This is a genomic window from Rothia sp. 27098_8_29, from assembly GCF_041432785.1.
Classification (GTDB): Bacteria; Actinomycetota; Actinomycetes; order Actinomycetales; family Micrococcaceae; genus Rothia; species Rothia mucilaginosa.
The window spans coordinates 995,530-1,008,953 of sequence record NZ_JAPWAI010000001.1; the positions used below are offsets into that span (position 1 = coordinate 995,530).

The window sequence follows — 13,424 nt, forward strand, 5'->3', positions numbered from 1 at the left end:
GAAGTGACATCAGGGTGCCCGAAGCGAAGCGAGGGCGGGTGCCCCTGTAGGAACGAGGACGATACACACCTTTCCAAGCGGTACCCAGGATGAGCGCCACCTTTTCAAGCGGAGCCAAACCGAAGAAACGCGCCTAGTGGCCCGCCTCCTGCCAGGACTTGCCCCAGCCGACCTGCACATCCAGAGGAACACGCAGAGAGGCGGCACCGCTCATCTCCTCGACGAGTACGCGTTCGGCGGCTTCACGCTCACCGGTGGCGACTTCGAGGATGATTTCGTCGTGCACCTGCAGCAGCATGCGGGTCTTCAGACCCTCTTCGCGCAGGCGGCGGTGAATGTTGATCATGGCGATCTTGATGATGTCCGCGGCGGTGCCCTGAATCGGGGCGTTGAGGGCGGCGCGTTCGGCGGCTTCACGGCGTACACGGTTGGGCGAGTCCAGGTCGGGCAGCACGCGGCGGCGGCCGAAAATGGTTTCGGTGTAGCCGTCCTGGTGTGCCTGTTTGAGTACGCCGCGCAGGAATCGTCCCACGCGTCCGAAGCGCTTGAAGTAGTTGGTGCGCAGTTCGCCTGCTTCGTCGGAGCTGATGTTCAGCTGCTTGGCGAGGCCGAATCGGGACAGGCCGTATGCCAGGCCGTAGGACATCGCCTTGACCTTGGAGCGCTGCTCGGGGGTGACTTCTTCGGGGGCGACGCCGAAGACTTCGGAACCGACGTAACGGTGCAGGTCCTCCCCCGCTTCGTAGGCTGCGATGAGCTTCTCGTCGGCGGCGAGGTGCACCATGATGCGCATTTCGATCTGCGAGTAGTCGGCGGTGAGCAGGCCCTCGTACTCCACACCGTCGACGGGTGCGGGTGCGACAATGAAGGCGCCACGGATGCGGCGGCCTTCTTCGGTGCGGATCGGGATGTTCTGCAGGTTCGGCGCGGTCGAGGAGAGGCGGCCGGTGGAGGCGGCACCCTGCTGGAAGGTGGTGTGCACGCGTCCGTCGTCGGCGGCTGCTTTCTGCAGGCCTTCGACGGTCTGTACGAGTTTGATGTTGTCGCGGTAGGCGGCGAGCGCACCGAGGAATGCGGCACCGTCGGACTCCGGGGAGATTTTGGTGAGCAGTTCGGTGACGGATTCGGCGTCGGTGGAATAGCCGGACTTGATTTTGCGGGTGTGCGGCAGGGCGAGCTTGTCGAAGAGCACGGTCTGCAGCTGTTTGACGGAGGCGAGGTTGAGGGGTTCTTCGCCGTCGTCGGTTTGGACGGTGTCGCCGTCGTCGGTTTGGACGGTGTCGCCGACGATGGTGCGTGCGGCGTCCTGCGCCTGAGCAGCGCGTGCGGAGAAGGTGTCGTGCAGTTCGGCAAGGAGCGCATCGGAGACGGCGATGCCTGCCTGCTCCATGTCTGCGAGGACGTAGAGTAGCGGCAGTTCGATTTCTTCGTAGACCTTCAGCTGGCCGTGTTCTTCCATTTCGTAGTGCAGCAGGCGTGCGAGTTCGTGGATGATGCGGCTGATTTGGGTGAAGTAGCGCAGGTTGTCGACGGGTTCGGCTTCGCCGGGCAGGCTGAAGAGGGAGGGTTCTGCCTCATCTTCTTCGGGCTGGAAGACGAGCTGCACGTAGGGGTCCTTGGGGATCCAGAGGTAGCGTTCGGCGAGGTCTTCCATGCGTTCGGAGAAGAGTTTGCGGGTTGCGGTGGGGATGAAGCCGCACATGTAGGAGGACAGCGCGGGGTCTTCGACGGCGCCGGCGAGTTCGTAGCCGTAGGCGCGCAGGAGCTTGCGCTGAACCTTGAGGTCCATGACGATTTTGCGGGCTGCTTCGTCGGAGAGCCAGGCGGCGAGGGCGGCGTCGAGTTCCGGGTCGATGGTGCGGGTGTCGATCCAGAGGCTGGTGTTCTTGCTGGTGAGGAGCACGCCGAGCAGTTCGGGGTTTTCTTCGGCGGCGCGGATCTTGGTTTTGGTGACCTTGACGGCGGGTGCGTCGCCGATGGCGGGGCGCGCTACGGGCAGGTTGGTGACCGGGTAGAGGGTCACAGCGCCTTCGAGGCGTTCGGGTACGGCGATGGGCGCGCCCTGTTCGTCGGTGCCGTAGTTTTCTTCGGCTGCGGCGGCACAGAAGGCGCGGAATGCTGCTGCGTCTGCGTTTTTGGTGGGTGCGCTGGTGGCAATGGGTGCGTAGACGGGGCCGGTGGGCGCCTTCTTGATGGCACCCTCCTCCCCTGCTTCTGCGGCGGAGCTTGCAGAGCCTGCGGATCCAGCGGCGCGCACGATGGGGCCGAGGGTGTCGGCGGCACGCTTGCGGATGGTGCGGAACTCCACCTCGTCGAAGAAGGTGTTGAGTGCATCCAGGTCGGGGGTGAATTCGGTGTCTTCGAGGGTGACGTTCAGGTCGAGGTCGTTGACGAGCTGGTTGAGGCGACGGTTGCGTACGACGTTGTCGATGTTTTCGCGTAGTGCTTCGCCCTTCTTGCCGCCGATCTTGTCGCTGTTTTCGATGACGGCGTCGAGGGAGCCGTATTCGCCGAGCCATTTGGCGGCGAAGCCGGGGCCCACGCCGGGTACGCCGGGCAGGTTGTCCGCCTGTTCGCCGGTGAGGGCGGCGAGGTCGGGGTACATGTGCGGGGGTACTTTGGTTTTCTTTTCGACGGCGGCGGGGTCCATGCGCTGAATACCCTTGGAGGGGCCGGTGGTGACCGGGTAGAGCAGGGTGACGTCGTCGGTGACGAGCTGGAAGATGTCGCGGTCGCCGGAGAGGATGAGGACCTTGTAGCCGGCTTCGGTGCCGCGGCGGGTGAGGGTTGCGACGATGTCGTCGGCTTCGTAGTTTTCGTAGGTGAGCGCGGGGATGTTGAGCGCGCCGAGCATCTTTTTGATGAGGTCAATCTGGCCGTTGAAGGCTTCGGGGATGGCGTTGCGACCACCCTTGTATTCGCCGTATTCGGCGGTGCGGAAGGTGCCGCCGGGTAGGTCAAAGGCTACGGCGATGTGGCTGGGCTGGTTGTCTTTGATGATGCTCAGCAGGGTGGAGAGGAAGGCATGGACGGCTTCGGTGTGCTGGCCGTCGCTGCGCACGAAGATGTGCTGTCCGGTCTTTTCGGCCATGGTGTAGATGCCGAAGAAGGAGCGTAGGGCGAGGGAGTGTCCGTCAATGAGCAGGAGGGTTTTGTTCTCTGTAGTCACTCCTCTAGTGTATCGAGTCTGAGTTTTCTTGGTGGTTGGCTTCGTGGCTGCGGGTTTTGTGGTGGCTGCCGGTTAGGACTGTGGGGAGGCGCCCGCGCCGTGTTGGGTGCCGGTGCTGTGCCATATAGCGGAATAACGGGGTGTGTGGAAAGAGTTTTACCTCATATGTAGGTGCCGGTGGGGTGCGTTTGGTGAGTTTTCCCCCAAAAAATGTGCCCCAAGCCACTATGTAAGGTGGATAATAATACGGTTTCCAGATAATATATAACCTTATTATCGCCTCCAGCGTAGGAACCCCCACACCCCGTGTATTCATAGGCAGAACTCTACCCAGAATTCACCGGCAGGATCCACCGGACCGTGAGGGCACCTCCCGCGCTTAACACACAACGAACCCTCATTTAGGAAACTATGAAGGCACTCAAAAAACTTCCCCTTCTCGCGTGGATTATCATCGCGATTGCATCGGGTGTGCTCATCGGCATGCTGACCCCGGGAATGATTAGCGGCATCAATGACGCAACCGGCGCAGCCATCCCCACCGACCTCATTGTGCAGCTCTTCGTCTCCTTCTCGACCGTATTCAGCGCCTTCCTGAGCTTCGCGATTCCGCTGATTATTATCGGCTTCATCGTGCCCGGCATTGGTTCCCTCGCGCAGGGTGCGGGCAAGATGCTCGGCATCACCGTGGGTCTGGCGTACATCTCCAGCATCCTTGCTGGTTTCCTGGCACTGACCTGCGCACTGCTGCTCTACCCCATCATCCTGAAGGGTCAGCAGCTCGCCTCCTTCGATAACCCCGAGAACGCACTGTCCAAGGGCTACATCTCCTTCGAGCTGACCCCGATTATGGGCGTGCTGAGCGCACTGATTCTCTCCTTCATCCTGGGCCTGGGCATTACCGCACTGAAGACCCGTGCGATGCTGAACCTCTTCGAGGACTTCCAGGTCATCGTTGAGAAGATGCTCGGCTACGTGATTATCCCCCTGCTGCCGGTGCACATTGTGGGCGTGTTCGCAAACATGACCCTCGCCGGTCAGGTGGCGAAGATCCTCTCCGTCTTCGGTCTTGTGTTCGTCATGGTGATTATTCTGCACTGGGTCACCCTGGCGCTGCAGTACTCGGTGGCTGGCGCGATTTCTCGCCGCAACCCCATCCAGATGCTCAAGACCATGCTCCCGGCATACTTCACCGCGATCGGTACCCAGTCTTCGGCTGCGACCATCCCGGTGACCGTGCGTTCGGCGAAGAAGGCTGGCATCTCCCCCCGCGTGGTGGACTTCGCGATTCCGCTGTGCGCGACCATTCACCTCTCCGGCTCCATGATTACCATTACCTCCTGCTCGGTGGCAGTGCTGTTCATGACCGGTCAGCACCCCGACTTCGGTAGCCTGATCCCCATGATTCTGGTGCTCGGCGTGATGATGGTTGCCGCTCCCGGCGTTCCCGGCGGTGGCGTGATGACCGCAATCGGCCTGCTGCAGTCCATGCTCGGTTTCGATGCCTCCATGATTGCCCTGATGATTGCCCTGTACCTGGCTCAGGACTCCTTCGGCACCGCAACCAACGTGACCGGTGACGCGACCATCGCAGCCCTGACCGAGCGTATCTCCAAGGCAATCGGAGCGAACCCCGATAAGGAAATCCGCGACGAGGACATCGAAAAGGCAGAAGCTATTTCCGCCTAATCCTCATCCGCTCACATAGCGTTTTTCAGCCCCGCTTCCCCCTGTAGGAGGCGGGGCTGATTCGTACCCGGAAGCACTCGCGAAAAGCTATCCCACCCAAAGCAACAAAAACCAAGGAGTACACTGGAAGTCATGACTGAAAACAACACACAGCACGCACCCGTCCGCGCGGCAGCGCCCACCACCCTCACCGCAGAAGAAATCAAGGCGCAGCTGACCGAAAGCGGCATCCCCGAGCACCTGCACCCCTACTTCCCCCGCGGCCTAGGCGAGCTCATCCCCGCCATGGGCATTAAGTTCCAGGAACTCACCGCAGAACGCACCGTCGCGACCATGCCCGTCGCCGGTAACACCCAGCCCATCGGCCTGCTACACGGCGGTGCCAACGTGGTTCTCGCCGAGACCCTCGGCTCGCTCTCCGCGGGTGTGCACGGCGGCGAAACCCTCGTAGCAGTCGGTGTGGACATCAACGCAACCCACGTGCGCCCGGCAGTCTCCGGCGTGGTTACCGCAACCTGCACCGCCGTCAAGCTCGGACGCACCCTGTGCATCCACACCATCGACATTGTGGATGAGCGCGGCCGCACCACCTGCACCGCGCGCATCACCAACATGCTGATTCCCCGCCCCACCGCCTAACGTCCTACGACTTCAGCAAGTAGCCTAAAATCGTAGAAGCACGGGGTACACGGCACCCCGCTAACACTCACCAGAAGGTACGACCAGAAGGAGCACCATGGCCCGCGAGCTCACCCCCTATTTCAAGCGTTACCCGAAGATTGTGCGCGCCAAGCGCATTGTCCTGCCCATCGCAATCGGCGTGATGCTGGTGTGCCTAGTGACCGCTATCAACAACCCCGGTAGCTTCTGGTGGCTGGGCGTGATGCTCGGTACCGGCGGCATGCTCTGGGCTGGCTCCCCCACGGACCGCCCCATCAGCGGCCCCAACAATGACGAAGACGATTTGAACCGCTACCTGCGTTAAGTTCCGTGTAGCGTTGGGTTCCCGCCCGCGCTAAGCGCCGGTTTACAACGCACACACGCGAACCGTTAAACACGAACGCCCCGTCCCTCAGCTTCATTGTGAGGGGTGGGGCGTTTGTGTGTCATGGATAAGGCGCTGGTTCATCACTGCACCAGCCGTGTGTGTTCAGCGGCGATTCCTAGTCTTCGCCGTAGCGTGCATTCGTACCTGTACTGTCACGTACTTTGCACGTCTTGTGCTTAGGAGAGCTGCTTGATGATGGTGTCGGAAACTTCGCGCATGGACAAGCGGCGGTCCATGGAGGTCTTCTGAATCCAGCGGAATGCTTCTGGCTCGGTCAGGTTCATCTTGGTGATGAGCAGCGACTTTGCGCGGTCAACGAGCTTGCGGGTCTCGAACTGGTCGCGGATGGTGCCCACTTCCTTCTCGAGTGCGCGAATCTGCTCGTAGCGGCTAATCGCCACCTCAATGGCGGGAACCAGATCGTTCGGGGAGAACGGCTTGACGACGTACGCCATAGCGCCTGCCTCAACGGCACGGTCAACGAGTTCCTTCTGGCTGAATGCAGTCAGCAGAACGACGGGAGCAATCTGCTCCTTCGCGATTTCTTCAGCTGCGGTGATGCCGTCCATAATCGGCATCTTCACATCCATGAGGACGAGGTCGGGGCGGTGCTTCTGTGCTAGCTCGACAGCAGTCTTGCCGTTATCGGTTTCTGCAACAACATCGAAACCCTGGTCCTTCAGAATTTCGACGATGTCGAGGCGAATCAATGCCTCATCTTCTGCCACGACGACGGTGCGAGCGGGACCTTGCTCCTCCGCCTGATTTTGAGTGGTCAGCTCTGACATTACTCTTCTCCTTTATCAAATTTGAATCACTTAAAGTCTACAGGAGGGAATAAATGTTCATCTACTTTCTCGCCTTGTCCCCCGCGTGTTACATGCATCCTATATGCAGGTGGGAAGGGTTTTTGACGTTATTTTGGGCGCCACCACACAAATTTTGCACCTTAATGCATATTTTTGTTCTATACTGCTCATAACCACAAAGAAAAACCCTCACAACATAGACATACGCGGCGAAATTCACACCTAAAACATAGACCCGAAAATGACTCTGACATGCACTAACGCATCATCGGGTTAGATACAAACGTAATAAACAAAATATTTATACCGAAACTCCATCACCTGCCAAAGAAGGCCGATACACTGGAATGGATTATTCTCCTCGACTTCTCCGGCACTCGCATTTGACCGACCATACTCGATACCCGGAGGGGATTCATGCCAATCACCCGTCAAGCACGCACCTTGTACTCAGACTTCGTCGAGTACAAGGAACTCGACCGCGCCCCGCTGACTTCCATTCACCCCGGAATTCTCGTCGCCTTCGACTCCACCGCGCTTGCAAGCCTCTACAACTACCCAACCCACATTAGCGACGAAATCCTCCGCGCCTACTCCCAGCTCCGCGGACACGCCTTTCTCCCTCACCAGGCGCTCAAAGAATTCTGGGCAGCACTCGACGGCGCATCCCCCGTGCCCGCCGCCGCAGAACGCGTCCGCTCAGCGCTCGCATCCTTCAAAGAAACCCTGCCCGAAGAACGCAACTCCCCCTGGAGTGCGCTGCGTTCCGTCACGCACCAGCTGGACCACTCCATCGCACAGATCATGCGGATTCTCGAACCCACCACCGACACCGGATCAATCAACGTGGCACGCCGCGAAGACGACACGATCCTGCCGCGACTGAACCGCATCTTCACCGGACACGTGGGTGCCGCGCCCAGCCCCGAACGCCATGAACAGCAGTGCCGCGAAGCCCTCGCACAAGGCCACCCGCTACTCGCTAACGCCAGCTTTGACGCCGACTTCGCGCTCTGGAACCAGTGCGTTACCGAAGCAACCACCCGCGTGAAGGGCACCGACTGCGTCTTTGTCACCGGCGGTGTGCGCGACACCTGGCTACGCAACGGTCAGCAGGTACGCGCCGCATCGGGTGGCGAACCCGTACACCAGCTCGCGAACCGCCAGCTGCTACGTGAATACGCTAAGGCAACCGGAGGCGGCGTGTTCCGCATCTACACCGTCGAGGAGATTCTGCGCCTCGCCTCCAACCAGTACGGCGTGACCGTCAGCGACGCGACCTACAGCGCGATTCGCGCGGAACAGCCCGTAGCTGTGTAAATTCGCCGTGCACAGTCACCGTTGAGAATAATCCCACCACACCACACCCACCACCACCATTAACCGCAAGAAGCCACATGTGTTCCGAACACATGTGGCTTCTTAGCGTCTGCGGGCAAGGTGTCTACAGAATCAAAGTAGGGCGCGAAAACCTAGTTCTCACGGCTGGCGCGGTACAGCTCAGCGGCGCGTTGCTCCGAAGACTCGTCATCACCGAGGAGCAGATAGCACAGGTATAGGGTGAAGGCGGCGCGGCGGTCGTCGGCGAGCGCGCTGGTTCCTTCGCCGGGGTGGGCGCTGAAAGCGATAACGTCATGAGCCTGGGGCAGAGCTGCAATCAGGTGTGCGGCGGTTTCGTAGCCTTCCTGGTCGCCGGGCAGGGTGAACTCGTGCGGCTCCGGGTTCTTGTCAGCAGTGCCGGCTTCCGCACGAGCAGCGGAAAAGTTAGCATTGAGGACGTCCTCAACACGGCTCATCAGCTCATCATCGGGCAGTGCGCGGTCATCCGCGGCAAATGCAATGTGGATGCCGTTCAGAGTCTCGTAGGGATGCTCGCCCGCGTAGTATCCGGCGGCAAGCGCGTAGCCGGTGAGCAGCTGCGCCTCAGCGGCAGTGAAGGTGCCGCGCGCCTCACGCAGGGCGGGCAGCAGAAGCTCGGTCAGGAGGGGGTGCAGGGACTCGGGGGCGTTCGCGATAGCCTCCTGCAGGTACTCTTCCGCTTCCGCGGTGGGCTCGGCGTTGAGCAGGGTCAGGAAATCCTCATCGGTGCCCGCCCAGCATCGGGCGATCAGCACAAGGGTCGCAACGAGTGCGAGAAGTTCACGGTAGTTACCCGAACGGTTAGCGCCGAAAGTGTCAGCAACAACGCGTGCCAGCATGCGTGCGGCAATGTTCTCGAGAATGAACTCGTCGTAGGCGTTACTGCCGGGCCAGTTTGCGGGGTCGGGCAGGTAGCTTTCGTCCAGGTACCGCAGCACGGGCTCGAGGGGCGCGGGCGCATCCGCAGCGAGGTCGGGGCGGCACTGCGCAACCCAGCTGTTCACGGTAGCCTCATCAGCGATGCCGGTAGCCTCAGCCAGCTGGGCGCGCGAAAGGCTGTAGGGTGCAACGAGTGCGGCGAGGTCATCGCACGCACCGTTGGAGCGGTAGGTGGGTCGGTAGTTGGGGGCGGGAAGAGTTCCGGGGAGGTTGGTGGCTACCATGGTGGCTCCTTCGCTGAGGTTCGGGGTGAATTGGGTTGTATGGTGTGCGATGCTCGGGACCGTTTGAAGGGTCGGCGCATCTTCTAATTTCAGAATATCCCAGAGCCTCGAATCATGTACTGCCCGTCGTCATTACCCGCCCATTAACCGCGAGAAGCCACATGTGTTCACAACACATGTGGCTTCTCGGCGCAGAGGGAAAAGGATGCTAGTCCAGCAGCGCGTCCACGAATGCTTCCGGGTCGAACGGTGCCAGGTCGTCCGGGCCTTCACCCAGGCCGATGAGCTTGACGGGAACGCCGAGCTCCTCCTGGATAGCGACCACGATACCGCCCTTTGCGGTGCCGTCGAGCTTGGTCAGCACGATACCGGTGACATCCACGATATCGCCGAAGACCTTCGCCTGAACCATACCGTTCTGGCCGGTGGTCGCGTCAATGACGAGCAGAACCTCAGTGACCGGCGCTTCCTTCTCGATAACGCGCTTGATCTTGCCGAGCTGATCCATCAGACCGGACTTGTTCTGCAGGCGACCTGCGGTGTCCACGAGCACGGTGTCGACGCCTTGCTCCTTGCCAGCCTTCACGGCATCAAACGCGACGGATGCGGGGTCGGCGCCTTCCTTCTCGGAACGCACGGTCTTCACGCCCACGCGGTCACCCCAGGTGGTCAGCTGCTCGGACGCGGCCGCACGGAACGTGTCCGCGGCGCCCAGGAGCAGGGTCTGACCGTCAGCGACCATCACGCGGGCGATCTTACCGACGGTCGTGGTCTTACCGACGCCGTTCACGCCCACGACCAGCACCACGCCGGGATTGCCGTCGCTGCCGGCGGTCTTCAGCTCGCGGTCCATGTCGGGGCGAACAATCTTCACAAGCTCCTCACGGAGCATCTTCTTCACGGCGGCAGGGTTGCTCGTACCTTCAACGCGCACGCGCTGCTGCAGCGCCTCCACCAGGCGGGTAGTCGGCTCGGAACCCAGGTCGGCAAGCAGCAGGGTCTCCTCAACCTCATCCCAGACGTCCTGGTCGATGCGGTCGCGAGAAAGCAGAGCCAGCAGGCCCTTGCCGAGCATGTTGTTCGAACGAGCCAGGCGGGCGCGCAGGCGCACCAGGCGACCCGCGGACGGGTCGGGCATATCAAGTTCAATAGCGCGAGGTGCCGAGCTTTCGGGTTCTTCCGCCGAACCGCCGGAGGCCTTAGCCGCCTCCTGGCGCAAAGACTGCAGGTTCGCGGTCTTCTTGGGTCGGCGCAGAACGGCGAAAAGTATACCGGCGATAACCAGTACACCCAGCACAATCGCGCAAATCATCATCATCGTTTCATTCACACTACTAGCTTACCGGTTTGGGCGGTTTGGCTGGTCGAGGTGACGCGCATGCCCGGCTGTCGGCGGAGTAGACTGGACACTGTTAAGTTTTTTAGCCGAACACATGGTTGACAGTTGCGGGTGGGGCCCGCGGCTGCCGCACGGCACCGCACGATTTCGAGGATGAACATGAGGAACCCTGCCAAAACACCGCCTGTTTTTGACCCGCGCACGATTGATCCGAACCGTGTGCCGACCGGTTTGAAGGTTCTGATTGCTGCGTCGTTCATGATTGCGGTGGGTTTTGGTTTGGTGGCGCCGGTGCTGCCGAACTATGCGCAGAACTTTAATGCGACGGTCACGATGGCGACGATGGTGGTTTCTGCGTTGGCGATTACGCGCCTGATTTTTGCGCCGTCGGCGGGTCAGCTGATTACCCGCTGGGGTGAGCGTCCGGTGTACACGATTGGCATGCTGATCGTGTCGGTGACGTCGTTTATGATTGCGTTCGCCTGGGATTATTGGGTGCTGCTGGGTTCGCGTGCGGTGGCGGGTATCGGTTCGGTCATGTTCACGGTCTCTGCGATGGGCCTGCTGGTACGCTTGTCCCCGGCGCATATGCGCGGCCGTATTTCGGGTTATTATGCGACGGCGTTCCTGCTGGGTAACCTGCTGGGCCCGGTGATTGCGAGCGCGCTGGCGCCGTTTGGTATGCGTGCGCCGTTCATTGTGTATGGTTTTTCGCTGCTGGCGGCGGGCCTGATTGTGTGGTTCTTGATGCCGTCGCAGGCGGCGCTGGAGGCGGAGCGCGACGCGATTATGGAGGCGGCGGCACTGGCTGAGGGTAAGGGCACCGGGGTGCTGCCGTCGGCAGCGCCTTCCCCTGCTAACACTCAGGCTGGCGCATCCGGCAAGGCGGCTAAGCCTGCTGCATCCGGCGGCGCTGCGGGTAAGAGCGACCTGCCGGCGATGACGGTTCGTGACGCGTTGAAGTTCTCGAATTACCGTTCTGCGCTGGTGTCGAACTGGGCGATTGGCTGGTCGGTGTTTGGTGTGCAGTCGTCGATTATTCCGTTGGCGGCGGCGTATTTGGCGACTGGCGGCGACATGTCGAATTCGGTGGCGGGTACCCTGTTGGCTTCCTTGGCAATGGCGACGAACTCGTTTGGTAATGCGTTGACGCAGACGTTCTCGGGTCGTTTTTCGGATCGTTTTGGTCGCCGTGTGATGGCGTTTTCGGGTCTGCTGTTGGCGGGTTCTGCGGTGACGTTTATGGGTTTCGCGCCGGTGGCGTGGGTGTTTGTGTCGTTGACGGCGTGTCTGGGTATTGGTGCGGCGTTTATGGGTCCGTCGATTCAGGCTGCGGTGTCTGATGTGATTGGTACTCGCCGCAGTGGCGGCCAGGTGTTGGCGGTGTATCAGATGTGTAGCGATTTCGGTATGATTCTGGGCCCGCTGGTGGCTGGCATGATTGCGGATGCGTGGGGCTTTGTTCCGGCGTTCATTATGAGTGGTTTGTTGTTGGTGGCGGCGGCGTTCACGTGGGCGCCGTTCCGTAAGGCGCGCTGGCCGAAGGATATTGCGGACGCGGACTATACGGGCCGCTAAGAGCTCTCTAATAGGTAAAAAGCCGGTGTCCGGTTCCTGTGAGGTGGCAGGAACCGGGCACCGGCTTTATGTGTATGTATCAGGTCTTTATCCGGAAGTAGATAAAAAATCCGACAGGACAAATAACCTCAGAATCAGGTGAGCTGACAGCAACATCCGACCCCAGACCAACCTCATATACCCCAAGCTGAGGCGAGCTGACCTGAGAAGGAAACCCCAGACCACCCTCTTCTCTCCTCTACCCGAGGGATAGGCGACCTAGAGGGCGTACCGGACACGCGACGGGGCTCCATCCTCAAAGCGGCTGGGTTCTTTGAAGGTTAAGGCGCCGAAGAGGGGGCACTCCCCCGCGAGCGTTGTCCGGTACGCCATCTCAAACAACTAGCCCACGGAAGCCTCACTCCCCCGCGAGCGTTGTCCGGTACGCCATCTCAAACAACTAACCCACAGGCTAGCGGGTCACCGGCACCTTGGAGAATTCGCGCACGGTACCTTCGGGGTCGCCGGAGCGTACCAGTGCTTCACCGATGAGGACCGCATCGGCGCCCGCACCAGCGTAGGCACGTACGTCCTCGATGCTGGAGACACCGGACTCAGCAACCTTAATAACCGAGTTGGGCAGGTGCGCTGCGAGGGATGCGTAGTGTTCGTTGTTGACTTCGAGGGTCTTGAGGTTGCGCACGTTGATGCCCACGATTTTCGCGCCGATGCGCTGGGCGACCTCGATTTCTTCGGGGGTGTGGGTTTCGACGAGGGCGTTCATGCCGAGCGATTCGGTGAGTTCGAGGAACTCGCGGAGGGTCTGCTCGTCGAGGGCCGCCACAATCAGCAGAACCAGGTCGGCGCCGTGTGCGCGTGCCTCCCAGATCTGGTATTCGTCGACGGTGAAGTCCTTACGCAGCACGGGGATGTTCACGGCGGCGCGGACTGCGTCGAGGTCGGCGAGGGAGCCGTTGAAGCGGCGCTGTTCGGTGAGCACGGAGATCGCTGCGGCGCCACCTGCCTCGTAGCGTGCGGCGAGCGCGGCAGGGTCCGGGATTTCTCCGAGCGCACCCTTGGAGGGTGAAGAGCGCTTCACCTCGGAAATGATGCGTGCGGTCGTGCCGTTGCCGCCGCCGGGTACTTCACCGCGTAGGGAGGCGAGCGCGTCGCGGGCGGGTGCGGCTGCGAGGGCGCGCTTCTTCATTTCTTCGAGGGGAACCTGCTGTACGCGGGCGGCGAGGTCTTCGCGGACGCCGACGATGATCTCGTCGAGAACGGTGCTCATGGT

The 13,424-nt window shown here is 61.0% G+C and carries 10 protein-coding genes; 5 read left to right on the forward strand and 5 right to left on the reverse strand.

Annotation, left to right across the window (positions count from 1 at the left end):
- Positions 1 to 133: 133 nt before the first annotated feature.
- Positions 134 to 3,169, reverse strand: a complete 3,036-nt coding sequence (gene polA / locus O3649_RS03870) for a DNA polymerase I (RefSeq protein ID WP_371572856.1) — start codon at positions 3,167 to 3,169, stop codon at positions 134 to 136.
- A gap of 411 nt (positions 3,170 to 3,580) precedes the next feature.
- Here polA and O3649_RS03875 point away from each other — a divergent pair, with 411 nt between their 5' ends.
- The 3 genes from O3649_RS03875 to O3649_RS03885 all read left to right on the forward strand — a co-directional run bounded on the left by O3649_RS03875 (position 3,581) and on the right by O3649_RS03885 (position 5,843).
- Positions 3,581 to 4,858, forward strand: a complete 1,278-nt coding sequence (locus tag O3649_RS03875; RefSeq protein WP_005506227.1) for a dicarboxylate/amino acid:cation symporter — start codon at positions 3,581 to 3,583, stop codon at positions 4,856 to 4,858.
- 132 nt (positions 4,859 to 4,990) lie between these two features.
- Positions 4,991 to 5,497 carry a PaaI family thioesterase gene (locus O3649_RS03880; RefSeq protein ID WP_070678042.1) on the forward strand — a complete coding sequence of 169 codons (507 nt, stop codon included), beginning with the start codon at positions 4,991 to 4,993 and terminating at the stop codon, positions 5,495 to 5,497.
- A 97-nt stretch (positions 5,498 to 5,594) separates the two neighbouring features.
- Positions 5,595 to 5,843, forward strand: a complete 249-nt coding sequence (locus O3649_RS03885) for a hypothetical protein (RefSeq protein WP_070616452.1) — start codon at positions 5,595 to 5,597, stop codon at positions 5,841 to 5,843.
- A gap of 239 nt (positions 5,844 to 6,082) precedes the next feature.
- On the opposite strand, the gene O3649_RS03890 is transcribed toward O3649_RS03885, so the two are convergent.
- Positions 6,083 to 6,694 carry an ANTAR domain-containing response regulator gene (locus tag O3649_RS03890; protein ID WP_005509159.1) on the reverse strand — a complete coding sequence of 204 codons (612 nt, stop codon included), beginning with the start codon at positions 6,692 to 6,694 and terminating at the stop codon, positions 6,083 to 6,085.
- Between the two features lie 438 nt (positions 6,695 to 7,132).
- Here O3649_RS03890 and O3649_RS03895 point away from each other — a divergent pair, with 438 nt between their 5' ends.
- Complete coding sequence (locus O3649_RS03895) at positions 7,133 to 8,035, forward strand: PIN-like domain-containing protein (protein WP_070616449.1); 903 nt, start codon at positions 7,133 to 7,135, stop codon at positions 8,033 to 8,035.
- 152 nt (positions 8,036 to 8,187) lie between these two features.
- Here O3649_RS03895 and O3649_RS03900 read toward each other — a convergent pair whose 3' ends face one another.
- Entirely contained in the window at positions 8,188 to 9,237 is a 1,050-nt protein-coding gene (locus tag O3649_RS03900; protein ID WP_371572859.1) for a glycosyltransferase, read from the reverse strand.
- A gap of 208 nt (positions 9,238 to 9,445) precedes the next feature.
- The gene (gene ftsY, locus O3649_RS03905) at positions 9,446 to 10,555 is read right to left on the reverse strand and encodes a signal recognition particle-docking protein FtsY (RefSeq protein ID WP_005509162.1); all 1,110 of its coding nucleotides are present in this window, start codon (positions 10,553 to 10,555) and stop codon (positions 9,446 to 9,448) included.
- A gap of 180 nt (positions 10,556 to 10,735) precedes the next feature.
- Between ftsY and O3649_RS03910 the strand changes: the two genes are divergently transcribed.
- On the forward strand, positions 10,736 to 12,154 hold the full coding sequence (locus O3649_RS03910; protein WP_371572861.1) for an MFS transporter: 1,419 nt from the start codon (positions 10,736 to 10,738) through the stop codon (positions 12,152 to 12,154).
- Between the two features lie 451 nt (positions 12,155 to 12,605).
- Here O3649_RS03910 and trpC read toward each other — a convergent pair whose 3' ends face one another.
- Entirely contained in the window at positions 12,606 to 13,421 is an 816-nt protein-coding gene (trpC, locus tag O3649_RS03915) for an indole-3-glycerol phosphate synthase TrpC (protein ID WP_070819672.1), read from the reverse strand.
- Positions 13,422 to 13,424: the final 3 nt, after the last annotated feature.

Bases quoted from the DNA above. Each gene is read 5' to 3' on its own strand.
- O3649_RS03875 (WP_005506227.1), top strand. From the start codon at position 3,581: ATGAAGGCACTCAAAAAACTTCCCCTTCTCGCGTGGATTATCATCGCG.
- O3649_RS03880 (WP_070678042.1), top strand. From the start codon at position 4,991: ATGACTGAAAACAACACACAGCACGCACCCGTCCGCGCGGCAGCGCCC.
- O3649_RS03885 (WP_070616452.1), top strand. From the start codon at position 5,595: ATGGCCCGCGAGCTCACCCCCTATTTCAAGCGTTACCCGAAGATTGTG.
- O3649_RS03890 (WP_005509159.1), bottom strand. From the start codon at position 6,694: ATGTCAGAGCTGACCACTCAAAATCAGGCGGAGGAGCAAGGTCCCGCT.
- O3649_RS03895 (WP_070616449.1), top strand. From the start codon at position 7,133: ATGCCAATCACCCGTCAAGCACGCACCTTGTACTCAGACTTCGTCGAG.
- O3649_RS03900 (WP_371572859.1), bottom strand. From the start codon at position 9,237: ATGGTAGCCACCAACCTCCCCGGAACTCTTCCCGCCCCCAACTACCGA.
- ftsY (WP_005509162.1), bottom strand. From the start codon at position 10,555: ATGATGATGATTTGCGCGATTGTGCTGGGTGTACTGGTTATCGCCGGT.
- O3649_RS03910 (WP_371572861.1), top strand. From the start codon at position 10,736: ATGAGGAACCCTGCCAAAACACCGCCTGTTTTTGACCCGCGCACGATT.
- trpC (WP_070819672.1), bottom strand. From the start codon at position 13,421: ATGAGCACCGTTCTCGACGAGATCATCGTCGGCGTCCGCGAAGACCTC.